Origin of the sequence: Planococcus versutus (assembly GCF_001186155.3) — a bacterium.
GTDB classification, from domain to species: domain Bacteria; phylum Bacillota; class Bacilli; order Bacillales_A; family Planococcaceae; genus Planococcus; species Planococcus versutus.
This window is the reverse complement of the sequence record NZ_CP016541.2, coordinates 15808-41107: the sequence shown is the minus strand read 5'-3', so window position 1 is coordinate 41107 and position 25300 is coordinate 15808. Positions and strand designations below refer to the sequence as shown.

General features: G+C 40.9%; 27 protein-coding genes. 24 read left to right on the top strand and 3 right to left on the bottom strand.

What is annotated here, in order from left to right; translation table 11 throughout:
- The first annotated feature begins 1 nt into the window (after nucleotide 1).
- The 20 genes from I858_RS16535 (at nucleotide 2) to I858_RS16440 (ending at nucleotide 17512) form a co-directional block, all read left to right on the top strand.
- Nucleotides 2-400 (top strand): membrane lipoprotein lipid attachment site-containing protein, encoded by a 399-nt coding sequence (locus I858_RS16535; protein ID WP_049694977.1) that lies wholly within the window; start codon nucleotides 2-4, stop codon nucleotides 398-400.
- A gap of 46 nt (nucleotides 401-446) precedes the next feature.
- Nucleotides 447-1787, top strand: a complete 1341-nt coding sequence (locus tag I858_RS16530) for a pLS20_p028 family conjugation system transmembrane protein (RefSeq protein WP_065524948.1) — start codon at nucleotides 447-449, stop codon at nucleotides 1785-1787.
- Nucleotides 1757-2824 (top strand): hypothetical protein, encoded by a 1068-nt coding sequence (locus I858_RS16525; RefSeq protein WP_065524947.1) that lies wholly within the window; start codon nucleotides 1757-1759, stop codon nucleotides 2822-2824. Before I858_RS16530 ends, I858_RS16525 begins: the two co-directional genes overlap by 31 nt.
- A 46-nt stretch (nucleotides 2825-2870) precedes the next feature.
- Complete coding sequence (locus I858_RS16520) at nucleotides 2871-3164, top strand: DUF5592 family protein (RefSeq protein ID WP_049694975.1); 294 nt, start codon at nucleotides 2871-2873, stop codon at nucleotides 3162-3164.
- 2 nt (nucleotides 3165-3166) lie between these two features.
- On the top strand, nucleotides 3167-3796 hold the full coding sequence (locus tag I858_RS16515) for a hypothetical protein (protein WP_049694974.1): 630 nt from the start codon (nucleotides 3167-3169) through the stop codon (nucleotides 3794-3796).
- A gap of 11 nt (nucleotides 3797-3807) precedes the next feature.
- Nucleotides 3808-5766 carry a VirB4 family type IV secretion system protein gene (locus tag I858_RS16510; RefSeq protein ID WP_049694973.1) on the top strand — a complete coding sequence of 653 codons (1959 nt, stop codon included), beginning with the start codon at nucleotides 3808-3810 and terminating at the stop codon, nucleotides 5764-5766.
- A 1-nt stretch (nucleotide 5767) separates the two neighbouring features.
- Nucleotides 5768-6889, top strand: coding sequence for a lysozyme family protein (locus I858_RS16505; RefSeq protein ID WP_065524946.1), 1122 nt, complete (start codon nucleotides 5768-5770; stop codon nucleotides 6887-6889).
- A gap of 11 nt (nucleotides 6890-6900) precedes the next feature.
- The gene (locus I858_RS16500; RefSeq protein WP_049694972.1) at nucleotides 6901-7530 is read left to right on the top strand and encodes a hypothetical protein; all 630 of its coding nucleotides are present in this window, start codon (nucleotides 6901-6903) and stop codon (nucleotides 7528-7530) included.
- Entirely contained in the window at nucleotides 7531-8376 is an 846-nt protein-coding gene (locus I858_RS16495) for a hypothetical protein (protein WP_049694971.1), read from the top strand. It abuts the gene before it with no gap.
- A gap of 218 nt (nucleotides 8377-8594) precedes the next feature.
- Nucleotides 8595-8849 (top strand): hypothetical protein, encoded by a 255-nt coding sequence (locus tag I858_RS16490; protein ID WP_049694970.1) that lies wholly within the window; start codon nucleotides 8595-8597, stop codon nucleotides 8847-8849.
- Nucleotides 8839-9981, top strand: coding sequence for a MobP2 family relaxase (mobP2, locus tag I858_RS16485; protein WP_083553759.1), 1143 nt, complete (start codon nucleotides 8839-8841; stop codon nucleotides 9979-9981). The genes I858_RS16490 and mobP2 overlap by 11 nt, the downstream gene beginning before the upstream one ends.
- Nucleotides 9982-10025: 44 nt before the next feature.
- Nucleotides 10026-10481, top strand: a complete 456-nt coding sequence (locus I858_RS16480) for a hypothetical protein (RefSeq protein WP_049694968.1) — start codon at nucleotides 10026-10028, stop codon at nucleotides 10479-10481.
- An 18-nt stretch (nucleotides 10482-10499) separates the two neighbouring features.
- Nucleotides 10500-10781 (top strand): hypothetical protein, encoded by a 282-nt coding sequence (locus tag I858_RS16475; protein ID WP_049694967.1) that lies wholly within the window; start codon nucleotides 10500-10502, stop codon nucleotides 10779-10781.
- Between the two features lie 90 nt (nucleotides 10782-10871).
- Nucleotides 10872-11819, top strand: coding sequence for a DUF3991 and TOPRIM domain-containing protein (locus I858_RS16470; protein WP_049694966.1), 948 nt, complete (start codon nucleotides 10872-10874; stop codon nucleotides 11817-11819).
- A gap of 8 nt (nucleotides 11820-11827) precedes the next feature.
- Nucleotides 11828-13255 (top strand): ArdC-like ssDNA-binding domain-containing protein, encoded by a 1428-nt coding sequence (locus tag I858_RS16465; protein WP_049694965.1) that lies wholly within the window; start codon nucleotides 11828-11830, stop codon nucleotides 13253-13255.
- A gap of 9 nt (nucleotides 13256-13264) precedes the next feature.
- The gene (locus tag I858_RS16460) at nucleotides 13265-13618 is read left to right on the top strand and encodes a hypothetical protein (protein WP_049694964.1); all 354 of its coding nucleotides are present in this window, start codon (nucleotides 13265-13267) and stop codon (nucleotides 13616-13618) included.
- A 1305-nt stretch (nucleotides 13619-14923) separates the two neighbouring features.
- Nucleotides 14924-15193 carry a hypothetical protein gene (locus tag I858_RS16455; protein ID WP_049694963.1) on the top strand — a complete coding sequence of 90 codons (270 nt, stop codon included), beginning with the start codon at nucleotides 14924-14926 and terminating at the stop codon, nucleotides 15191-15193.
- A 131-nt stretch (nucleotides 15194-15324) separates the two neighbouring features.
- Nucleotides 15325-15822, top strand: coding sequence for a hypothetical protein (locus tag I858_RS16450; protein WP_049694962.1), 498 nt, complete (start codon nucleotides 15325-15327; stop codon nucleotides 15820-15822).
- A 417-nt stretch (nucleotides 15823-16239) separates the two neighbouring features.
- Nucleotides 16240-16740, top strand: coding sequence for a hypothetical protein (locus I858_RS16445; protein ID WP_049694961.1), 501 nt, complete (start codon nucleotides 16240-16242; stop codon nucleotides 16738-16740).
- A 568-nt stretch (nucleotides 16741-17308) separates the two neighbouring features.
- Complete coding sequence (locus I858_RS16440; RefSeq protein WP_049694960.1) at nucleotides 17309-17512, top strand: hypothetical protein; 204 nt, start codon at nucleotides 17309-17311, stop codon at nucleotides 17510-17512.
- 338 nt (nucleotides 17513-17850) lie between these two features.
- Here the strand turns inward: I858_RS16440 and I858_RS16435 are convergent, their stop codons facing one another.
- Complete coding sequence (locus tag I858_RS16435; RefSeq protein WP_049694959.1) at nucleotides 17851-19473, bottom strand: sensor domain-containing diguanylate cyclase; 1623 nt, start codon at nucleotides 19471-19473, stop codon at nucleotides 17851-17853.
- 245 nt (nucleotides 19474-19718) lie between these two features.
- Here I858_RS16435 and I858_RS16430 point away from each other — a divergent pair, with 245 nt between their 5' ends.
- Entirely contained in the window at nucleotides 19719-20711 is a 993-nt protein-coding gene (locus I858_RS16430; protein ID WP_049694958.1) for an EAL domain-containing protein, read from the top strand.
- Nucleotides 20712-20844: 133 nt separating this feature from the next.
- Here the strand turns inward: I858_RS16430 and I858_RS16425 are convergent, their stop codons facing one another.
- Both I858_RS16425 and I858_RS16420 read right to left on the bottom strand, forming a co-directional pair.
- Nucleotides 20845-21195 carry a DUF7662 domain-containing protein gene (locus tag I858_RS16425; RefSeq protein ID WP_162273631.1) on the bottom strand — a complete coding sequence of 117 codons (351 nt, stop codon included), beginning with the start codon at nucleotides 21193-21195 and terminating at the stop codon, nucleotides 20845-20847.
- A gap of 184 nt (nucleotides 21196-21379) precedes the next feature.
- Entirely contained in the window at nucleotides 21380-21892 is a 513-nt protein-coding gene (locus I858_RS16420) for a plastocyanin/azurin family copper-binding protein (RefSeq protein WP_049694956.1), read from the bottom strand.
- 276 nt (nucleotides 21893-22168) lie between these two features.
- On the opposite strand from I858_RS16420, the gene I858_RS16415 reads away from it, so the two are divergent.
- From I858_RS16415 to I858_RS16405, 3 genes are all read left to right on the top strand, one after another.
- On the top strand, nucleotides 22169-23530 hold the full coding sequence (locus I858_RS16415) for a copper amine oxidase (protein WP_065524945.1): 1362 nt from the start codon (nucleotides 22169-22171) through the stop codon (nucleotides 23528-23530).
- A 166-nt stretch (nucleotides 23531-23696) separates the two neighbouring features.
- Nucleotides 23697-23918, top strand: coding sequence for a hypothetical protein (locus tag I858_RS16410; RefSeq protein ID WP_049695014.1), 222 nt, complete (start codon nucleotides 23697-23699; stop codon nucleotides 23916-23918).
- 537 nt (nucleotides 23919-24455) lie between these two features.
- A complete protein-coding gene (locus I858_RS16405; protein ID WP_049695013.1) occupies nucleotides 24456-25199 on the top strand; it encodes a Fic family protein in 744 nt (247 codons plus the stop codon).
- Nucleotides 25200-25300 lie beyond the last annotated feature (101 nt).

Genomic DNA, 25300 nt, shown 5'->3' with positions numbered 1-25300 from the left:
AATGAAAAAAATGGTTATTCTGTTGACTGCCGTTCTGATGTTGGTCGGCTGTGGCGAAAAAGAATACTTCAAGCAGATTTACGTTGAAGATGTAAAAGAATATATGGAAGAAGATAAGAATGGATTTCTCCTGGTTGTGAATGACAACGGCGAAGAATTCGAAGAATATGTAAAGGGTGTAGCTGAGAGCGAAGAAATTGAAATTGGCATATACAACGTTTATCAGTCGGAAGAAGGTGCAGAAGATAATCGCCCTGTATTGCCTTTTGATGGCTTTGATACTTACAATGAACTTTATTATGTCGAAGACAATAAAGTAAAAGGGAGTTTTGAAGTAGAAAGCTATGAGGGTACACGTTTGACTGAAGAGCTCACTCACTTTGTGAAACTCCATCAGTAACAACAAGGACTATACGGTTCTTAGGATTACAGGAGAGTGAAGTAGAATGAAAGATACAGAAATTGTAGAAAAAATTGAAGAATTCAGTGAGTTTTTAAGCATCGGCACCGCAATCAGCGACATGGTTCGCTGGTTGGGGTGGGTGTTTGTTAAAGGACTTGCCTTTATAGTAGATGGACTCGAAAAAGTGACAGACGAAGTACTGCTCGTCAAACAATTCTTTCAAAATCCAGAAATTGCGACGTTCGTTGACACGATACGTCCTTTTTTGTACATTCTTTTAGCGTTCAGTCTGCTTTATACCGGTTACTTGCTAATATTCCAGAAGAAATTTGATCGCGAAGGCATAGCCATGAATTTGTTTATTGCGCTGGCTATTGTAGTGGCGCTGTCTCAAGGGATGGGCAAGGCCAACGAATTTACGGATGGTGCCATCAACGCCATCAATACGAGTGAATTATATGATGAAGGCGAAGGCTCTTTATCTGACAACATCATTTCAAGGCAGCTCACAGATTTATTGGAGTTCGATAAAAAGGATTGGGAAACAACCGAACTCGATCCACCGAATACACTTCCGCTTTCCATGATTGCCCACCTTTCTGTCACAGAAAAGCTGGATGCAAAAAGAGATGAGTTAGAATTAACACCGGAAGGAAGAGATATTGTATCACATAAATTAACTTGGTCCATCACTGAGAAAGAATTGGTAGAGCTCGAAGACAGCACATTGATGCCTTGGACAAACGAATTCTATTACCGCTATAATATCAACTGGCTCACATTATTGACGACCCTAGCTGTTATGGCATTTACGCTTTTCTCAATCGCATACAAATTGGCCAGGCTGTCTTTTGAATTAACATTCAACTACATCCTGGCCTTACTTGTGGCTCCAGCCGATATACACGATGGACAAAAAACGAAAAAAATCATGCAATCCATTTTGAATACGTTTCTCGTGATTATCTTGATTTTTCTCTCCATGAAGATCTATATGATTGGCACTGCGTACGTAGCTGCTGAATTGGATGGCTTGGCCTATTTGATTGCCTTAATCGCTTTCTCGGTCGCCGTTATAGATGGACCGAACATTGTGGAGCGCTTATTCGGCATCGATGCCGGTCTTAAAAACGGCTGGGGTGTCTTGGCAGGAGCTTATGCCGGTGGCAAGTTGATTTCCGGTGCCGGTGGAGCGGCAATGAACACCATGAGCCGCTTCCGTGGTTCTGGCAGTTCTGAAGAAGAGAATGGACAGGGTGAGAAACTGGCAGGTCGTCAGAATAAGAATGGAGCAGCTACTGAAAATGCCACATCTCCGAATGACAGTGCGAAAAAAGGGGGACTCAGACCGGCTTGGCTGGCAGTGAAATTTCCGCTGATTTAGCACATGCTAGTGGGTCAGCTGGCCAAAAGGGACCTCATATGGAATCAGATGAAAAGGAAAATAGTGAGAAAAACGGACAGTTACCTTCTCCGAATGATGACAGTGAACTTTCGAAAGAAAACACAACAGGAAGTACGGAATCAAATAAAACTGTTGGAAATGATGGGACCTCTCTTAGACACACACATTCAGGAAGAGTTATTTTACCAGGCAATGAAAAAGGGCCTCAGGAGCCCCCACAAGGTGCGGGAGCAGTTGGAGGACAAATACCTTCGCCAAATGATTTAGAAAGCAGCGATTCTAACGCTTCTGGAGCTAGTCCAAGATTGGTTGGTTCAAGTGGTTCTGCTCCATCGCTAAACGATACAAATCGTACAAGTGGCAGATCATCACCGGCAGTGACTACTGGCAGTATCCAGAACCAGCGTATGGAACACCCAACAGCTGGAACAGATGACGAACTTGAAAGCATCCATGAACAAAAAGAAGGCAATTCCGCAGTTCGTGACAGCTCAGCAGGAAGTTCCACTTCTGGTCCGCGTATGACAGCAAGTCCGAATCCAAGCAACTCTGCAACGGCTCCAGCGTCAACGGTAGGACCAAACCGCACTAAAACCAGCAGTGGTCCTTCTGCGCGTCAACAAAGCACCACTACCATCAACTGCTCTGGCGGTGATCAAACGATTGATGAAAACGTCAGGGTGAACGAAACACAAGGCAACACGACACAAGGCACCAGAAACGTGACCTCGAATACGAGCGGCGCTTCTGGTGGGGGCGAATTCCATTCCGATACACCTGCTGCGCCAGGTGCTTCATCCACATCAAGCAGCGGATCTAACCGGACGATTAATCAAGACAGTGCTTCCCGCGAAAACATCGTGAATGAAACAATGGTTAACCGGAATCATCCGCAGCATACGCAACAAACGGACCAAACAAACGTGAACGATATGCGCAGGCCACATACGCATCATTTGAACCAAGAAAGTTCGAACACAATAGACCGCATCAAGAATTACCGGCGAGGGAGATAACTGCTTGCAGCTGTCTCTTTTTTCGTTCCTAAAGGAGCTGATATCCATGAGAATCTACCAAATTCCGAATGAAATCACGACGGAATTGAAAATCAACAAAGCACTGTACCTGTTCGATCTGTTTCTCATCATTGGCTTGATTGTTTTCCGGATGATTGCTTTGCCGTTCGTTCATTCATCGCTGGTCTGGCCGTTTACCGGATTTCTGGTTTTGTTCGGGCTCTTTCTGATCATCCGCCCTACTACGAATCCGCAGAAACGAATGAATCAAGCGATTCTGTACGCAATGGTCCGAAAAAAAGACACGTATAGCGCAATTGATTACGAGGAGGAGGAATAAAGATGGCCCTATTTGAAGAAACAAAGAGACGTGCGAAATCCAAAAGCCGGACTGCCCTGCTAGATGAGCGGGACATTGCCGCGGACCGGAAAGCGCACAACACGAAAAAGAAAGTCCTGTCCTCTTTTGCGGATATTGCACCCATCGTCGACATCACCGATTCCGAATTCTTTGAAATGCGGAATGGTGAATTCATGGAGATCCTTCAAATCACCAGTAAGGATATCTATTCATTGAATGAAACAGATAAAGACAACGATATCTATTCGCTGGCTCACTTTTTTCAAGCCTACTTGCCATCCGTTAAAGTGGTCCCGCTCAATACGCCGGTCAATCTGGAGATTCCAAAACGGCACGTCATGCGCGATATTCGACGGAATCAGAATCCCTATTACCTGCCACACTTGGAAAAGAAATTGAAAGACCTGGAGTTTCTAGAAAACAACCGCACAGACCGCGAATTCTTCCTGTTCATCTACAGCAATGATTTGAAAACCATGCTGGAGAACAAAGTTCATGCACGAAAATTGATGGCACGCAGCAACCCGCTCCGTGAATTATCGCTGGAAAAGAAACTGAGCATCCTGTATCAGTTAGCGAACTTAAATTCTAAACCACTATCCGAAGTCTAGGAGGACACGACATGTTGAATGTTTTAAGCGCATTACTGAAACCGAAAAATGATAATGAGGTGAAAGCGGAAAGAGGATTCAATCCCTACCTGCTTTCAAAGATTCAACCACAAGGCGGCATCAAATTCGAGAGTGGCTACGTGAAGACAGGAGACGGCTATATCTCTTGCATTCATGTCTACAAGTACCAATCGCTGGTCAGTGACTTCTGGCTGGAAGAATTGATGCGGATTGAACACGCAGTCGTCACGCTGGACGTGGCCACAGCGGACAAAAAAGAAATCATTGAATCCATCAACAAATCCATGGCCGAACAGAATACCCGCTACCAAACAGCGAAAGACAATGTGGATCGTATCGATGCCAAAGCCAGTTACGAAGAACTTGATGGCGTCTACAAGCAAATCACCAAAGGCGAAATCATGAAGCGAATCCATCTCCGGGCGTATGTGAAAGCCAAGACGTTTGAGGAGCTGGAGCAGCGCGTGCGTCAGGTATTGGATGAGTTGGAAAGCTTGAACTTCCGGGGCTCAGTTTTGCTGAATGAGCAGGATTATTTGTGGTCCGGTATCTTTGCCAGCTACGATAATCAATTGCAATTCATCAACAAGCGGAAAGGGAAGGAGATTCAAGCTTTATCGGTTGCCGGTGGTTATCCCTTTCATTACACCAGCTTAACGGACGAGCATGGCACCTATTATGGGACGACGGAAACAAACGGCAGCGTGGTCTTTGACCTGTTCCACAAAGATAAAAACCGGAAGTCCTATAACGCGTTGATGGTCGGAAAGATGGGCTCCGGTAAATCTACGCTGCTAAAGAAGACGGTGATGGATCAAGCCAGCAAAGGCAACAAAGTCCGCATTCTGGACGTGACCGGTGAGTTCAGAAGCCTGGTAGAAGAGATGGGCGGCAAAGAGATTGCGCTAGATGGTTCTCGCGGCATCATTAACCCGCTCCAAGTATTCAAAACGGTAACGAATGAGGAAGACGGCTCCACAAACGAAATGCAGTCCTTTACGCAGCACCTATCGAAAATGAGCGTCTTCTACAACTTCATCAATCCGCAGGCCAATGCGACCGAGAGTACGGAGTTTGAAATTCTGCTTCGTAAACTGTACGTTGAACGGAAATTGTGGTCCAGAGATCCGGATGAAATCATTCCAATCACCAAGTTCAAAGCGAGTGAATACCCGACATTTTCAGACCTTCTTGCTCTAGTGAGAGCGGAACTGTACAAAGACTTTGGCCAGCAAATACGGCATGAACATTTAGCACAAGAGCGGGAGCTGCGTCTATCGAACATTGAGTTGTCCCTAACGAACTTGGTCGACAACTACGGCAGCATCTTCGATGGCACTTCTTCTATTGAGAGTTTTAATGAGGAAGGCATTGTATCGTTCCCCTTGCGGAATTTAACCAACTTAAAACCGGAAATCTACCAGGCACAAATCTTTAGCATTCTGAATATGTTGTGGGACAGCATGATTTCAGAAGGGGCGCCGCAATTCAATGCGTACAACAAAGGAGCACTGGCTTTCGAAGATGCTTCGAAATTCTTAGTTCTAATTGATGAAGGGCATCACTTGATCAACACGCGAGAAGTTTCACAGCCGGCTGTGTTGTATTTAAACAAGTTCATGCGCGAGGCTCGAAAGTATTTTGGCGGTCTCTTTTTCGCTTCACATCTTATTTCTGACTTCGTTCCAGATGGTTCCAACAACGAATACGCTGAAAACGTCAAAGCCTTGTTCGACTTGACGCAATACAAATTTATCGGTCAACAGGACGCTCAATCCTTATCGGCTATCCAGAACGTATTCAAAGGGCAGTTAACGGAATCAGAGACGCGTGTCATCCCACATCTTGAAACAGGGAAGGTCGTTCTTTCTATCTCAGGAGACGAAAACATTGTCTTTTCAGTCGATGTATCAAAACAGGAACTCGCTATATTTGGAGGAGGTGCATAGCATGGCGCAACCGCGTTCGAAGGCACAACTTGCTAAGACCGCTCTCAAACTCGCTTTGCTCAAGTACAACCCAATTGGCATGGAAACTAAGCTAATCGTTGCCGGTTCTGCTCTGGCCATCGTAATCATCTTGATTTTTACAGCAGGGATCTTCTCAATGTTCTCCAGTCCAGATGATGGTTCTTCGGGAAATGGCATCGGTGTCGGCACCGGTCCAGCATCCGTTTCGCCAGAGGTCACCCAATACCGTGACGCCATTTCAAACGAGCTTGCCAAGTACGATATGGAAGGACAGACCGAATTGCTATTGGCACTGATGATGCAGGAATCCGGTGGGAAAGGAAACGATCCCATGCAAGCCAGCGAATCGAAATGCGGTTCTATTGGCTGCATTACAAATCCGGACGAAAGTATTCAATACGGGGTGAAGCATTTTGTTTCAGTATTTGAACGCGCAGGAAAGGACATCAAACTGACGTTGCAAAGCTACAATTTTGGGAGTGGGTTTATTGATTACGTGTTAGCGAATGGCGGTTCTTACACAAAGGAACTCGCCATTTCTTTTTCACAATTGCAGTATAAAAAGCTAGCACATACAGGCATTTATAAATGCCATCGTCCTTCCGCTATCGAGCATCATGCCTGTTACGGAGATATTGAATATGTCGATGCAGTGTTGAAGTACCTCCCGTCCGCTGTCGGAGGAAACTCTATGAAACTGACAGAAGGACTCTCATCTCCTGTGGATAGAGACTTGGCCATTAACTCTAGATATGGCTACCGGAATATTGGCGGTGGACTCGATCACCACGACGGACTTGATTTGAAATGTGATGCTAGTATCTCCATCAATGCCGCTTTCGATGGAACAATTGTTTATGCCGGCACCTCGAGCGGAGCGCCTGGCTATGGGAATTTTATTACCATTCAACATGAAGCTACCGTATTCACAACCTATGCTCACCTATCCAAAATACAAATTAGTAATGGAGCCACTGTAAAGAGCGGACAACCTATTGGGATGTGCGGGAACAGCGGACGTTCCACGGGTCCTCACTTGCACTTTGAAATCAAAACACAACAATGGGGCGGTTATTTAGATCCCACTAGTTATCTATTTTAGGAGGCGCGCGTATGAATTTTTCGGTGAAACACATTCTTTTTCTCGTCTCTTTTATTCTACTAATCTCATTAGCAGCTAATGTTTATACCTTCACAAAAGAAGAGGCTACGAGTAACCAAGAAGAACCAAGTAGCCAAACAATGACTAGTGAGTTACTAGAAAAAGAAGAACAAATTAACTCTTTAAAAGACCAACTAAAGCAGCAGGAAGAATCGGATGATGAAACAGAATCAGAAGAAGTTCCAATGAATATTGAAGGCGATCAAGATGCTGCCGAAATCGTAAACGCATCCAAACGCTTTATTGAATACGCCTTTGAAAGTGATTCAGAAACCTATACCACTCGAAAAAAAATGGCAAAAAACTACATGACTGAAACTCTCTATGAAACGTTATATCCATCAGATGGGGAAGACGAAAACCTTCAAGACATAGTAATCGATATCAAAAAAATCAACGTATTTACTGACTTCGAAAGTGAAGATGAGGCAATCGTTCATTACACGTATAACGAAAAAATAGCATCGTCGAGTTATGAAGAAGACCATGAATTGTATGCAAAACTCTTTTTCATAGTAGAAGGAAATCAATTAAAGGTAGATCGAATTGAACCACTTGAAAATGAATACGGAGGGATTTAGATGGCGAAAAAGAAAAAGAAAAACCTGAAGCTCAACATATCAACGCTGTACATCACACTGGCTTTTCTTTTCATTATTGGCTTCGGGTTTTTCGGAACCTCGAAGCTCTTTATGGCAGGAGACATTCCGCTCAATCAAACGGCATTGAACGAAGAATTTGATTTAAAAGCAAATGGGAATTTCACTATTAAGGAATGGGCATACGATCAAGAACAGAACATGATGGAGGTCACACTGATCACCAATGGTATTGAAGACTACATGACGAAGTTGGATTTTACTGCGGTCAGTCGAGAGAGATTATCTGCAGAGTTGCCGACGGAAATCGTTTATGCCGAAAGTGATATCTACATTATCCACGTTAAAAATGTTCCAAAAGATTTCAATCAGATGGCTCTCCGCTTCACCAAAGGCGAAAAGAGTTACGATGATTTATTCACCGAAGGGCAAACTGAAGAAGCGGAAGACAAAGTGATTTCCACCATTTATACGGATCAGCGCGTGGTCAGTGAAGAAACGATACCTGACCGTAACTTTACGGAATACGCACTGGAAATTACCGGCGAATTGATTGCAGATTCAGAGCGGGACATCGAGGAATTGGAAGACAAGAGCGGCATGGTTGACGATGTGGTTGTTGAGATTCAGAAAGAGATTGAGCAGCTCCAAGTGAACCTTCTTTATCAAACAGTAGATGAGCAAGTCGAAACAAACAATGAGGTTTTCCAATTGGAGAAGAGCATTGAAGGCTACGAAAAAGAGAAAGAAACTATGGCCGGCGACATCAAAAATATTCGTTCAAAAGTGGAGCGGCTGAAACAAAAACAATACGATTTGAACATTTAACCATGACTTTTACATGCCTCCACGTGGAGGCAAATAGGTGGTTTTACGTGCCTCCACGTGGAGGCATTTGACTTGTTTTCGTGATATCACCTTAATCCCAGGCTCCGCCTGGTCTAACACTGAAAGTGATAGCAGATTTCCCTTATGCTCTTCTCTTTCCATTTCTAGGTTTGGGGTTAAACAAGCAGCACAGATAACACAACACAGGAGGCACTCTCATGGACATATTAATTCGCGATGTAGATCCGCACGCTATGAAGAAAATTGATGAATGGGCAAAGAAAAAGAACCTTTCTCGGCAATCTTATCTTAAAGAATTGATTGAAAAGACAACGCTGCTCGAAATGGTTTCACAAGCCGACAACAGTTTTGAAAAACAATTGCAGGTTAATACGCTGTTCATGGAAAAGACTTCCGACAGCGTCTATGAACTGGTCGATTTGCTGAAGAAGTTGATGGCCGTTGACGAGTAGACCAGCGGTTGTCATCAAGTCGAAATTTATCGCCGGCAGTGAGGGAGGAACGTCGTTCAATGACTACCTGAACTACATGGACCGGGCAGAAACGCATGACAAGGCAAATGCTTTTGAGAAGTACCAGGACTACATGAGCAACGAAGAGAAGTCGACTGGGCTCTTCACGTTAAGCAGGGACAGTCTTAACGATGCGGATAAGGATTTCTTCAAAGAAGAATTTAAAAAGGCACAGGAGAGCGGCAGTGTCTTATGGCAGGACGTCATCTCTTTTGATAACGATTGGCTGAAAGAAAGCGGCGTCTTAGAAGGCAAAAATATCGACAACAAACAAATTCAAGAAGCAACCCGTTCCGCTGTTCAAGATATGCTAAAGAAGGAAGGCATGATTGATTCGGCCATCTGGACAGGGGCTATCCATTACAACACAGACAACATTCATGTCCATGTGGCTATCGTGCAGACGAAAGACTTTAAGGAGCGGGGCAAACGAAAGCAAGCTTCCATCGATTCCATGAAATCAAAAGTGGCTAACAAAATTAAAGACCGCTCCAAACACAACGAAAAGCTCAATGTTTTTATCCGGGAGCGAGTCATTAATTCCAAGCGCGATGACCCGTTCAATAGATTAAAGAATCAAATTATGAATCCCGATTTGGTTCGGCAGTTTAAGGAGATCCATAAGCAGCTGCCGGAGGATAAACGGATGTGGCGTTACAACATGAAGGCTATTGAAGATGTCCGGCCGGAGATTGATAAGCTGACAACGATGTACATTGAAAAACATTTCAAGGAAGAGTTCAAAGACTTCCGGCAGCAACTGGAGAGGGAAGTTGAGATTCATAAACGGATGTACGGGAACTCCGAGAAGTCGGAGAACTATCGGGATACAAAGATGAAGGACTTGTATACACGGATGGGCAATACCATCTTAAAAGAAGTGAGTGAATATGATTCGAAACAAAAAGAGATTGCTAGAAAAAACAAGAAGCCGTGCAAACTTATTGTCCAGCGTGATTTAAATAAGGCGGTCTATCTGGTGAGCCGTTATGCCAAAGATGATTTGGAAAAAGTGAAAAACCAAAAGGCTTATGAAGAGTTGCAGAAAGAACAGGAATACGAAAGAACGTGAAACATCAGTCTGAAATTGGACACATCTAAGAAAGGGGTAGTCGCATGGTTAAACCATACACACATAATAAAAAACAGTTCCGGTATCGGATTGATGAGGAAACAGATCAATACCTTAAAGATTACGCAGCCGCTCATAATTTGCCGCTGGATAGCGCTTCCTTGGCGTTGGAAATGATCATCAAGGAACACAAGGAGCTGGTTACCAATAAGATAAATAGCTCCTTGCTGTCGCAAACCATCTCGCATAACGTTTCCACTGCAGTCGAAGAAATGATCGAAGCGGGCATTGCAAAAGAAGTAAACAAGATTCGTTTGGGGACCAACAACACGGATCGGAACACGCAAAAACTGATTGAACTGCTCCAGGGATTGATGCAATTACAGAACATCGAACACATCATGACCACGGATATGAACCCGCCTCCGTTCTTAAAACAGGTGGATGATTTGGTTGAGTCGCGGATCACGGAACAGAAGCAACGGAAAGACAATCAATAGAAAAGGGAGCGGTTAAGGATGGCAGTATTCAGTCATAATTACACACTCGGTTTAATCAAGGAAGTTGGAGAAGAAGATGTATTGGTTTCGGTAAACGGTAAAGATATTGAAATCGAACTAAAGGAATCGGATCGTGAAGTGCTGCTCCATATGGTGACAGAGAATGTCTTCTTAGTACCAGTGGATTCAGACACAAACGAATTGATTTTGAACACGGAAGAGTCAGTATTGCGCGAAGAGTTTCCGGAAATGGAGTTAGCCGAACTGCAGGGAGCGGCTGACGAAATCGACGAAGAATAAAAACTATTCAGCAGTGGCCACGTTGACCACTACTGAGCGCATCTTTGCGCTGAGCGGTCTTTTTCTAGTAATCAAAAAGGAGTGATTGGGGTGGGTGATCGAGTGGACAGAGAAGAAGTTCGAAAAGCCAATGAAGTTCATGTACTGGATTATTTGCAATCTAAAGGAGAAGCAATGGAGAAGCAAGGACATTATTATCGTCATCCAGAACATGATTCGCTGGTCGTTAAGGATAGTGGTCATTGGTACTGGAATAGCCGAAGTAAAGGCGGCTATGGAGCGATTAGTTTTGCTCGAGAGTATTACGACATGACGTTCCAGGATGCAGTTCGGGATGTGAATACACAAGATCATTCAAAGACATTCTCCAGAGAAGCGGAGCGGCATGTTGCGAAGGAATTCGAATACCCGCTGCATCAAGAAGTTGCAAAACATGAAAACATTTCGACGTATTTAACCGAGGAGCGGAAGCTGAATCCTAAAATTGTTGCCGCTCTAGTCCGAAAAGGTTTGCTGGCTGAAGACAAATTAAAGAACGGGATTTTTAAGTGGAAAGATTCTGCCGGCAAGATTGTCGGTGGAGATCGGCAAGGCACTGTGAAGATGGATAACAAGCGCGGCTCCTTCAAACAAATCATGGCCAACAGTAAAGAAGATGGCGGATTCCGGTTGGATATTGGTTCACCAAACAAGATTGCGTTATTCGAAAGCCCGATTGACGCGCTCAGTTATTTCGAGTTGAAACGGCCCGAAAACATTCGTTTGCTGTCCATGTCCGGCTTGAAAGACCAAAGTACGACTACTGGCATTCGAGACTTGATCAAAGACTGTAAGGAGCGTGGAGCGGTCGTGGAACAGGTCATCTTTGCGGTAGATAATGATGCAGCCGGTGAACAATTCGTTGAGCGTTGGTCTAACTATCTAACAAACTTTGAAGTCGATAAGCCAAAGAACAAAGACTGGAACATTGATTTGGTGGAAGCGAAAACCCCCGTAAAACAAAAGGAACCGAAGAAAGTAATTGAAGTGGAAAGGTGAGGATTTGAATGGCGTTTAAAGGGAAAAAGAAAACCCCCGAAGAGAAAATGAAGGAAATCGAAGAGTTGACAGCGGGCATGGATCAGCAGATTGAATCGTATTTTGTTTCTGAAAAAGCACTGCAGGAACACCTGACCTTCATGGCCAACTTTCATAACTACTCGCAACGCAATATGGTATTGATCGATAAGCAGTTCATGGGAGCCCAAGCAGTGGGCTCCTTTAATTTTTGGAAAGACAAAGGAGCGGCTGTTCAAAAAGGCGAGAAAGGAATTAAAATACTCGTTCCTGCGCCGGTAGAGTTTTATAAGAAAAATGGCATTGATGTACCCGTATCAGCAGCCAACAAGCACGAAAGAGAACTGATTGCCCAAAAGCAAATTGAAACATCCAAGAAAGTCTTCTTTAAAATTGGTCACGTCTTTGAATATACGCAGACCAACGCCCGTGAATTAAATTTATCGGTCTCTGAAATCTTTGGGAAGTACCACCGAGACGGGAGCCTTGAAAGTAACAAAGAACTGATGGAGGCTTTAAGTAAAGTCGCCACTAGGTTAGATTTCACCATTGTAGATGAAGCACCTTTTGAACTCGGGACCGCAAAAGGCGCAGCTTCTCCTACACAAAAAATCATTGCCTTGAATCCACGGAACACGGAGTTTGAGAATGTATCTGTTCTGATTCACGAATTAGCGCACGCCAAAATGCACACACCAGAACGTGCTAAGGAATTATCAACAAGCGAGAAAGAATTCCAAGCGGAGATGGTCGCGTATGTGGTCGCCAATCGATACGACATCGATACAGAAGACTTCACGCTCTCTTATCTAGCAAACTGGACAAACGGAGCAGCGTTGAAAGACAAAGAACAATTATTGAACGAAGTACGCAGCACATCCAGTGAATTTATCGACGAAATAGATTCACATTTTGACCAAGTAAAAGAGAAGGAACAGCTTCAAGAAAAAGAACAGTCTGTTCCTTCTGATTTAGAGATAGAGGCGCACGCATTGAATCGTGGAAAAGAATTGAATGCCAGCGAGCCTGTGATGTATATATACGGCATCAGCACGGAACTACGTCCATTCGGTGAGATGAATAACCTAGACTTCGACCAATACAAACAAGAACAGATTGCCTACTTTGTTGCTATTCCAAGTGAAGGAAAAGAAACTCTTCTGATCTCTAGCCAATATGAGAAAGGCGAGTACATCCATCCGCTTCACCAATTGGAGAAAGAGCAGCTAGTGAATAAAGAAACCTATCAGGTATTAGAGAATGGGTATCATGACGAACTGCTGAAGCAAGATGAAGTATATATCAAGAACTTCGCAAATCGGTTAAGGGCAGATAGTCATAAAGAAGATAGTCTTGAATTCGGAGAAAACAAGCAGCCCCCTAAAGCAAATAACATCGAAATTGAAATCGAAAGGTGAGGATGAAAAATGGTGCTAGAAAAATCATTAGAACGAAATCACTCTCTTAAAATCATGGCATCAAGAGCACATCAGGGACATGACATAAATGATGTGGGCGCTTTGGTATTAAAGAAAGAAGATGTGTTAAATTTCGGAGAGTCAGTAAAGGGAGACGACGTTAGTTACTCATTAGAAAACCAATTCAAGATGACCTTCCAAAAAATCATTAATGAAAACAAATTTGATGCAAGAAAACTCGAATTTATTTACAGCGGTTCGAAAGTAGTGTGTGCGTATAGTGACTTGAACACTTTTCCCATACCTAAATTGCCTGCGCTGTATCAACCGTGCCTAGCACGAATGGTACAGCGCACAAAGTAGCTCCAAAAGCATTTCTAGTAAATTCTACACAGTTAAGTGCTATCGAACCAAAGATTCTGTTAAACAAAAAGCAAGAAAAGAGACTAATTTTGAAAGGTGGTTTGTTGGAAAAATAGGCGGTGAACTATTCCAGATAAGTTGGTCTATACCTGAGGGAAGCTTATTCAGAAATAGGTGAACCTTACCTCTTGCTCAGTCCGTTAGTAAATAAATCGAAAGATACAAATTGTTCATAAAATAAAATTATACGAACGAAAGCGTAAAATATTGTGTGTAAATGAATAAATAGAAAAAGATCGAAGGACGCCGGTTGAAAAATATAATGTTCTTGAGAAAACGAATAATTGAGCAGCCGTACTGTTTATTAGTGCAAGAACCATTTGCAGTATTAACTTTGATATTCGTGAAGTTATTGAAGATACACTAAAAGGTTTTTGTTATTTGTTGATTTAGCATGAGGTTGCGGAACGTGGTATAGTGCTAAAATTTTTCAAAATCACTCAACTACAGAATAGTGAGAAGTTCGATAGACGAATGACTTAAATCAAAGGTAGCAGCCTGTCTAGATACCATTTTTTCCAGTCCGTAAATGGGGTATATATCAAAAGAACGTTCGTAAAGTGTGTTGACACGTTTATGAACGCCTTTTCCAGTCTTTTTAGCTGTTTTTAAACCGTTCGTAAACGTGTATTTTTACGAACGCTTTTATTTCCAGAATTATCTAGCTATTCATTTGGGATTTAAGTATATTAAACCAAGGGGTTCCATTTTAGTCTTAAAGGTATTAAAAAAGAAAGCTTTAAAAAAAGTCCGATGAAATTTTTGATGCAAAGATTAGAATGTGTATATAACTTAAGTACAATTAAATAAAATTTAGAATCACACCATCGTCAACTAGATAAAAATTTCTGTCATTAAGGGGACTTAGAATATGAAAATGTATTTAAGGTATATTTTTTAATCGTAGTAATTTCTATTGCTGCCATAGACACTTGGGGAGAAACAAGTAAAACTATTATGTATGTAATAGCCCTTATAAGTACACTTGCCCTAATTATTATGGAAGTAAGAGAGAAAAGTGAAAGTTAATAAGGAGGGAAGATGCGAACACTATCACATTTTTTCTCATCTTTAGTATAGGTGTGTGTTTTCGAACACTTTTATTCGAGAAAGCAATGCTGATTATTCCATCTCCATATTATGGGGATTGATGTTAATCTAAATGTAGAGAATGTTTGAAACTGAATGTAACTTAAGTGCAGTTAAGTTACATTCAAATTGCTATAAAAAATAAGGAGGAAGAAAATGAAAAACAGTTCATCATTAATTATTGGTCTTGCAATTATAATAGGATTTGCAATTTTAGGGTTTTCTTTAGTAACGGCATTAGGAGAAAAAGAGTCCGAAGCAATTAACACTAATGCTGAACATAGATATGAATTAATTCCTGCGAATGAAAATAATCTCATCATTTTTGATAAAGAATCAGGTCAGTATTGGAATAAATTCATATCAGTTGATGAAGGACCAACAACTTGGGAAAAAGGAGATTCTCCAATAAAAAATAATGAGTAGTAACTAATGATAATAAGATCAGCAAATACAATTTGAATGTAACTTATTGTGAATTAAGTTACATTCAAAACCAAGTAATTAAGCAAATGGCAAAAACAATTTGAGAAACATTCAAAAAAGGAGGAATATTTATGAGAAAATTGCTGCTTTTTTTGTACGTTATTTCTTTGGTAGTTGTATTAATAGGATTTTATGGAATGAACTTTTTCACAGAAACTGTTGTAGAAGACGGTACGGGGGGTGGAAATGGTAATCCAGCCCTGTTTATTCCGGTTTTTCTCATGCCATTTTTCTTTTATTTTTTATACGGTACGACAGAACTCTCTATGCGACTCGCAGAAAAAATTAAGACAAACAAAACTCTAGTTACTAGCTTGATATTCAGCGTAATAGCAGCAGCAATTATAATTATTTATACGGAAAACAAAGCACAGGATCTACGAAAAACCATTGTACAGAAACAGGTTAACTTTGAAACCGTTTCTCAAGTTCCATTATGGAGTACCTTTTCTAATGCTATTTTTTTCAATGCCTTAACTTTTATTTTGGTCTTATTAATTTGCTATATCATAGGGGCTGTATGGAGTATTTACAGGGAACGGAGAAAGAGAGTGTTTCCCTCGAAATAAGAGAGTGCAAACGAGCGAAATTAATCAATTTTTTCTTCTAAGTGAATGTAACATAATGCTAATTAAATTACATTCAAAAACTTGATTCTACTGGCTTCACCAGAAAATCATTCCGAACTAATTTTATTAGAAAAAATGATACATTCAGAATACTGTTCTGTAAGGTTTTAAAACTTGAATCTTAAAAGATCTAGGTTTACATATCGCAGCTTATCGGAAGTCTATAAAAGCAAACTGAAGAAGATGCTGGTTCTAAGCATCTTCTTTTTTCGTTCATGTATGTGTACTTTTACGAACGCTTTAAAAGTTGTGATGAATAATTATTGAAGATTGTTTAAAAATGCCAATTTACTTCCATTTAACCTGAAAAATAGATATCATTAGAAGTAAGATGATATTAAATAAAGGGGGCCACTTATGAAAACACTTAAGCTAGTACCTATTATGTTTTTGTTTTTACTAATAGCTGCTTGCAGTGATTCAGAAGAATCGGTTGATGGAGAGTTTATGTTTGGAAATATGTACGGAGATTCACTCGAATCCAACGAAAGCTACTACATTGTTCTTCCATTTGAATGGACAGGTGAAGAACCAGCGGTAATTACTTCTGTTGAATTAGTTAAAGAAAACGAAGAACCAGTGACGTTTGGAGAAGATGGTATCGAATATGTATTTCACGGTGCCGACCCTTTAAAACAAGCGGGTTTATATTCAGGAGAACGTAATATTGGGGAAATAGTAGATATTAATGGATTTGAACTTCAAGGAGAGAGCAGAATTGTAGCAGAAGTTCGGCTTGGCGAGGTAGTAGAGGATGAAAATAGAGCTGCAAAAATTAATTACACAGTAAATGATGAGGAATACCAAGAAATAGTCGACTGGGATACTTTCAAAGTACTCTCTACAAATAACGGCTGACTTCATTAACAGAGAAAAAATGTTCTCAACTCCTGTAGTGGCTCACTTTTAATTTACTATGTACATTCCTTAACTGAACGGGTTACTAAATTGAAGTCCATATTTGGTTTACATATCATGAGTTATCGGAAGAGAAGAGGCTAGAAAAACGCTTCATCTCTTCTTTTGTGTCTGGAACCTGTATACATTTGTAAGCGTCCTACTTTTTATAAGTAGCTAGTTATCTTAGTTCGGATGAATATATTTGATATAGAGAAATGAACCTTAAGAAAGTGTACCGGGTGCTCTAAAAGAGAGAAGTGGCTTGCCTGTTATGTGAAACACATTTTAGCATGGATTGTTTTTTTGTACTGTGGCTTTGAATCAGGTTATGACTATGATGAATTGGGCTGCAAACATGGAAACTATAGACTTATAAAGTAAACAGATGGATTAAAACGCTTTATAAAAAAGAAAAGTGAAATTATAAAATTTGGAGGAATAGTTGGTTGACTACTTTTCAGCGAAACTTCGCTTTATTTTGATAGTGGGAAACAAAGTGAAAACAATAGTGAAGGAGTGATAGAAGATGAGGAAAATCACTAAAATTCAGCTAGTTACGATTCTATTGGCAATCGCATGGATCCCGTGGGAATTATATATCAGAGAATGGTCAAAGACACAAGTGGGTGGAATTATTAGAATTGATTTATTATTTATTTATCCAATTATGCTAGTGATGGTCACTCTTTCAGTTTTCCAATTATTTAGAAAGAAAAAAAACGAAGTTTAACGTGTTACCGACTATTTACTCAATAGTTGCTGTTTTCTAACTTGTTATGCTCTTTTGCGAAAGGTTCTTAAATCTAATTTAGTAACTTGTCATTTTGTTTGGAGAATCAATACAATGAATTGAACCCCAAATGTTAGGTACTTCTAAAAAGTGACCCATTTGGGGTTCGGTTCAATCTGTATGTAAAGATGTGTTAGTTTAACTAAATTTTCTAGGATCTCCGAGTCAGCGCACTTAATGTAACTCAGTGCGATATCAGTGAAAATATATAGAATTTTTTAAAAAAAATCAACTCTATCTCTAGTAGTTAAGTTTTTAAAAAAAGTATACTCTGTGCTCTAGTATCCATAGATGTGAATGCGATTTTTTCCTTCTCGCTTAGCTGTGTACAAAGCTTCGTCCGCTGTTTTTATTGTCTCTCCTATAGTAGTCAGACTAGAGGCTTCCCAACACGCAGCGCCTATGCTGCAACTGACTGAAACCTTTTCGCCATTTAGCGCGTATGGCTTATTGATGGATGAAATCATTCTTTCTCCAACTAGTTCTCCTCTTTTAGCCAGACTTTCTTTTCCAGCTGGTAAAACAACAACGAATTCATCTCCGCCTATTCTGGCAACCATTTCGTTTTCTCTTACACTCTTTTTCAGCCTCTTAGCTACTTGAACAAGAAGTGCGTCCCCGGCATTATGTCCTAATGTATCATTAATTAATTTAAAGCCATCGAGGTCTATATACAACACAATCGCCATTTTATTTTTTTGAATAAATTCATCTAAATAAGCATCTAGAGCATAGCGATTTGCTAAACCTGTAAGTTCATCTCGTGTGGCTACTTCTTTCATTTCTACTAAAGCCGATTCGGTAGAGGTAAGATCTGAAACCAGTTTTCTTAAAGAAAGAGATAAGGTTTCCAGTTCTGATGTTCCTTTATAATAGGGAATCTGAACAAGCTCTCCGACTCTCAATCGATCAGCTGTAGAAGCTATATCTTTTAATGGGGAGGCAATTCTTCCTGCAAGAAACCAGCCGAGAACAGCAAAAAGGACAACAAAGATCAATCCCGATACTAAAAAGAACAGTACGAGTTCTTTTATGGGAGCATGGGCAACTTCTACCGGTTGTCTGACTAAAATTGTCCATCCTAAACCTGGATACTCCATGTAACCATTTTCTAACATATAACCGGTTACGTACTCTTTTCCATTTGGCCATGTTTCGGTAATGGATCCATTTTTATTGGTACGTGCCAACTCTATGCTCTCCAAATCTAAAGGTTTTCCCAATAAGTTATCGGGACCTAATATGACGACATCATCTATTTTACTAACAATCAAAAATTCAATGCCATCTCGGTATTTTAACGAATCAATCATAGAAGTTTCAATTTCTTTTACCCACTCCCAACTTAAGTGCGTCGCTAAAACACCTATAAACTGGTTCGCATCATCAAAAATCGGTGTACTGATATCGACAAACTTCATGTCTTCACCAGTGGGATTAGGCAAAAGATCCGCAAGCAGCACAGCTTCATGTACATCGCCAATAAAATTTTTTTCCAAGGCTTCTGAATAAACGGGTCGTTCGGAAATATCAACTCCTTTAAGAATTGAGTCTGTAGACGCAATGACTGTGCCATCTTGATCAGTAAGACCAATCCATGAAAAGGCGGGAAAAGTTGACTGTGTCTGGTTGAGCATAGATCCAATTTTTTCCTCGTCCTCCAGCTGTCTAATGTCTGACAAACTGCTAAGCATAATGGTTTCGCCGTATCTGGACCACATATACTGATTTAAATTATTTTCCATCAAATAGGCAGCTTCGCTAAGTGAATTTCCAATTCCAACCTCGACCTGTTTGATCGAGCGATCTCCGTAAAAAACACCAAAGATACAAATCAATAAAAAAGTAGTCCCGCCAAAAATAATGGCTAGTTGCGTCCGAAGACTTAACGAAAAGCGCATGACTCTTCCTCCTAAAATTCTTACAAAATTAACGTACTTATATAATCGCAGACTTTTGAAATGAACGTAGAGTTTTGAAAATACGGTTAAGCACATGCGGAGATTTAGCTATAAAAATGCGGATTGATAAGCTATGAAAATGGAAGATAAGTTTTTATCCAGTCTTTGAATTTTCAAAAAAAAAAAAAGTCTTTATTGCTTATGAAGTATACTATAAATACCATAAATAAAAGGAGACAATGATTATGAAATGCAACAACTGTTCGGTAGAAGCCATCCAATTTGAAATCAAGTTGGAAGGAGCTAAAAATCTTTCAGCTTCGCATATTGTTATAGATCATTTGGAAAGAAGAGAAATTGAAGTTATCCAGAAAAAAGACAAACTACAGATGGATGAAAAAGGCGCTCGCGAATTTTTGGACTTTTGTCGAGATTTACTAGATATTGACCACGTGGTGTTTCGGATCAATCAAGAAGCTTGGAAGCCGTTAGAAGAGATGCCTCAAGTTTTTGCAACTGAATGGATAGACGATGTCATTAAAAACGAACGGCTCTTCTGCCACTATCAGCCGATTGTGGATGTAGATGAGAATATCTTTGCTCATGAAATGCTAGCGCGTTTTCAAAATGAAGATGGTTCGATGATTTACCCGAATGAAATTTTTCCTGCAGCCAAAATACGTGGACGGTTGTATGCATTGGATCGAGTTTGTAGAATGACTGCTGTGAAGTATGCAGCTGCACTAAAAGGGGGAAAGGGATTCATCAACTTTATTCCCACTTCCATCTATTCACCCGAGTTTTGCCTACAATCAACCATTTCTTTGTCTCAACAGTTAGGGATAGATCCGAAATCACTGGTATTTGAAGTAGTGGAGACAGAAAAAGTAGAGGATCTTGAACACCTGAAAAAAATTCTAACCTACTATCGAGAAAAAGGATTCGATTACGCATTAGATGACGTTGGCGAAGGATATAGCACCATCGAGATGCTGGCAGATCTTAAACCAAAATACATGAAACTGGATATGAAGTTTGTTCAGGATGTCGCGATCGATGAAGAAAAACAAAAAGTCGCTGATAAATTTTTAAAGAAAGCACTCGAAATTGGTTCTATCCCATTGGCAGAGGGGATTGAAACACGCGATGACTTTAACTGGCTGAAACAACGGGGCTATCAATTATTCCAAGGTTACTATTTTGGGAAACCAGCTGCATCGCCCTTGTACAATCAGTAAGTAAATATTCAACTCTAACAAACGTAGCACGTTGAGTCTCGTCCTCATTTCCCGTGACCGTCAAGTAACCAACAGGCTGGCCATTTAATATAGCCAAAAAGATAATCGAACGGTTACTTTGATTCGCCTCTTTTTATGTAGACAGTGCACGTTGCTCTTTTCCACCTAACAGAAAGTCTGACTCTCCTTCTATTTTTTTCTGTAAATCTGCAAGAAGCTGGATATCCTTTGGTGCAGTTGGACGAATGAGCATAATATCCTCCTGGGCATTCTCCTCATTCCAGCTAGTTTTATCTGAAAAATCGCTTCTTTTAAAGACCACAGAGTGATTTGGATGGAATCCCTTGACCACGTAACCCGCGTCTAACCAAGCACGGGTACGATTAGAGGATATTTCGGATTTTTTCCACCAACTTTGGTTTAAGTAAGCGCCATGTGGCAGGTCTTGCCCCATATTTTTTTCACTTTCAGCTAAATAGAGCATAAGAGTTGGAGTTGTCGCAGCTGAAAAAAGTTGCTAAAGGAATGTATTTTTTCGATTTGCATATCTATTTCGTTAGTTCCTCCTTGCCGATTTTTCAGAAATTGCGATGAAAATGAAAATAGCACAGGTAACTTGAAGCTTTTGCCTGCGCTGCGTAGATAAAGTAGGGAAGAACTTATCATTTTTATTCGAAAGCTACATTGTGTTGAACTTGATCTTGATTTGTCCAAACAATGGTTGTTCCTGGAGCAACTGTGATTGATTCTTCGCTAAAATCATAGTCGGCGATGTCGACTTCTATGCTATCCATTGCTTCTGCACCTTCTTCTACGATTACAGTCATTTGCATGACAGGGTGTGGTTCACAGAAAATCGCAAATTCTCCAGCTTCATTAAAAACAAAACTCGTCATTTCTCCATTGGATAACAGTTCTGAAGCTGTACCACTCATTGCTTCAGGCGTACTTTCTTGTGCCGGTTCTTCTTCGGTAGTTTCCTCGGCAGGCTCTTCTTCGGTAACTTCTTCTTCAGTTGCTGTTTCTTCTTCCGGTTCTTCTGTTGTTGGTTCTTCAGCTGTACTTTCTTGTTCTTCAGCCATGGGTTCTGCTGATTCCTCGGCTACCGGTTGTTCTTGACCACAAGCGGTGAGTGATAATAAACCTGCTGCAAGTATAAAGCTAAATTTTTTGTTCATCATAAATGTTCCTCCTCGTTTTGGGTTCTTGCATATATAACGCAAAAAGATGAGGAATAGATTGTTTTTTTGAAAATTAGCGAGAAATTTCGTTCTTCTTCTATAAAAGGAATCACTAACTTGTCCTTCGGTATGCTTCTTGATTTAAAGGAATATCTTAAAATACAGAAATGAAAAAATAAAGAAATCAATTTTTTTGTGAAAAAGTAATCTAAAGTTAATCCTTGTGCGTTATGCCTGTATAACGAAAAAAAAACAAAACAAAGGGAGCGATTTCAGATGAAATTAAACAAAGTACTTTTAGCCTTACCACTTAGCCTAGCATTATTGGTACCAACGGCGGCACTTGCCGACAGCCACGGGGGACATTCATCAGCGAGCGAAGCTTCTATGGAAATGGCCACAGCGACACCGGCTGGAGAACTACGTATCGCCCTTGACACAACATTAACAGAGCATGCGTTCTTAGCAGTTGAAGCGATGCGTAAAGGCGTCGATGGCGCTGAAGATTTCGACCAAGCAGCGGGTGCGTTACTAGCGAACGCTGACGACTTATCCGCAGCAGTTGGATCGGTTTATGGCGAAGAAGGCGCAGCGCAATTTGACGAAGTATGGAAATCACATATCGGTTATTTCGTGGATTACGTAACAGCAACCGCTGAAGATAACCAAGAAGGCAAAGACCAAGCCCTAGCAGAATTGGAAAAATACAAAGTTGAACAATCTGAGTTCTTTGATACAGCAACAGGTGGCTTACTACCAGCGGCAGCTGTACAAGAAGGATTGGACATGCACGTTGATCAGTTGATCATGGCATTTGACGCATACGTAGCGGGCGATTTCGAAAAAGCCTACACATTAGAGCGTGAATCGATTCAACACATGAGCATGTTCGCAGAAAGCTTGTCTATTGCGATCACAACTCAATTCCCAGACAAATTCGAAAACACAAGTGCGGATACACCGGCAATTGACTTGCGTGCGACATTAAACCAAACGTTCACTGAACATGCAGGACTTGCGGTAATGGCAATGCAAGACGGCGCTGACGGCGCAGAAAGTTTTGACCAAGCAGCAGGTGCGTTACTAGCGAACGCTGATGACTTGTCGGCAGCTGTTGGTTCGGTATACGGCGAAGAAGCCGGTTCACAATTTGAAGAAACGTGGAAGTCACACATTGGCTACTTTGTGGATTACGTAACAGCAACTGGTGAAGGCAACAAAGAAGGGCAAGAACAAGCCCGTGCAGAACTGGACCAATACATTGTTGACCAAGCGGCATTCTTAGATGCAGCAACAGAAGGACGCGTGCCAGCCGATGCACTTGAAGAAGGCTTGACAGCACATGTTGGCCAACTCCTAGCCGCATTTGACTCATACGTAGCCGGCGATTTTGACGCAGCGTATAGCTCGATTCGTGAAGCATACGCACATATGCAAATGCCAGCAGCTGGCTTGTCCGCAGCGATCGTAGATCAGTTCCCAGACCAATTCGGTGCAACTGAAATGCCATCTGAAATGCCAAAAACAGGCATGGGTGGAATGGCTGACGAAGGTTCATTCCCAATCATGTGGGTACTAGTCGGCTTAATGCTTGCGACATTGACAACAGTTGTAGCAGTTCGTACACGCAAACAGTAATTGGGTGTCATCAGTCAAAAGCTAGCCTGAGGGCTAGCTTTTTTCATTAACATTTTGAATATAGCTTTGATATTTAGCTACTTATGATACGCAGAAACCCACTGTTTATTTGTCCTGAGAATAAATACAAGGTAAAGGATTCAGAATACAAAGGAGTGTTTCGTTTATGGAATGTGAATTCTTACTGACGTACATCAATGAACCTCAATTGTTGGAGGAATCATGGCTGGAGGTAGTGGAACAGCACTTGCTGATCTGCTTAACCTGTCAGGAGTTGTTTGAAGTGATGGGTGGGATACTTCCTATAAATCTCGAAGATTCTTTCTCCATTGATATGAAAGCTAGAATTTTAGCCCAGGTATTTGATGAGGAGTTGCCTAGGATTTAAGGATACAAAAATTGTGCCATAGTTGATATTAAGTGTTCACAAAACGAAGAAAATTTAAAAATAAGAGATTCAAAATTGTTCTCAAGCTTGGTAAATTAGTCCAGGAAGAAAAAACACCTCGGCATCTACTTTGAGGGAATGAATTCTAAAACCATCAAATATTTTATGGTAGCAATTGCGGATAGAAAAGCTTACTTCAGATATTGAGGTCTCAGTCATCTTTTTAAGTTCATTTGTTGATGATGACTTCCAATTGTTCTACATGTTCATAAAAGGCTATTCTATGATAAGAGATAAAGTAGAAAAGTTTGCGTATTCCCGATCACCAGAACTAATAAATCATGAACTACGAAAAGGGAAGGTAACCAATATAGGTTATCTTCCTTAAGCTTAAATTTTATATGTTCGCAAAATACCTATTTAACGAACATATAGAATAGGTATGTGATAAAATAAAGAGTATTAAAGCATTTAACATAAAATTTACTGAAATTAAGGAAGCATTCCCTAAATCCTCTGAAAAGCAGGTGTTACATAGTGAATCAATTTAATCGTATCGACGAATTAAAAAACCAATTAGATCAACATAGACCCCTTCCAGCGGCAGCTGTGAAGAACCTGCGCGATGTGTATCGTGTGGAATGGACGTACAATTCGAATGCCATCGAAGGCAATACCTTGTCGTTGATTGAGACAAAAGTCGTCATGGAAGATGGCTTAACCATTGGCGGCAAGCGGCTGCAGGAGCATTTCGAAGTCATCAATCACGCTGAAGCCATTCGTTTTATCGAGGATCAGGTCACTCAAACCGAGCCTTTGGATGAGCGAACACTAAAGACGATTCATCACTTGATTTTAAAGAACATCGACGATGAAAATGCGGGTAGATATCGCTCTATCAACGTACGGATCTCTGGTAGCCAACATGAATCGCCGCACTTCCTACAGGTGGCAAATGAAATGCAAGAGCTTTTCGCCTGGTACGATCAAGAAAAGGACCGAATGCACCCAGTAAAGCTGGCTGCATTGTTTCATTTTAAGTTCGTTTATATTCATCCATTCGCAGATGGGAATGGCCGGACGGCGAGATTGCTGATGAACTTGATCCTCATGGGTCATGGCTTCCCTCCTGCTATCGTCAAAGCTGAAGATGCACAGCGCTTAACGTACTACGAAACGTTGGAAACAGCGAGCATTCTAGGAAATACACAGCCTTTCGTTGAGTTAATCGCACAGTGTGTAGAAGAAAGTTTAACCACCTATTTTAAAGCCGTTTTATAAAAGTACGATTTAACTTACTTATTTTCTAGAAAAAGTACTTTCCAACTCTATATGTTCGCTTAAATTACATTTTGCGAACATATAGAAATACATAATCAAAG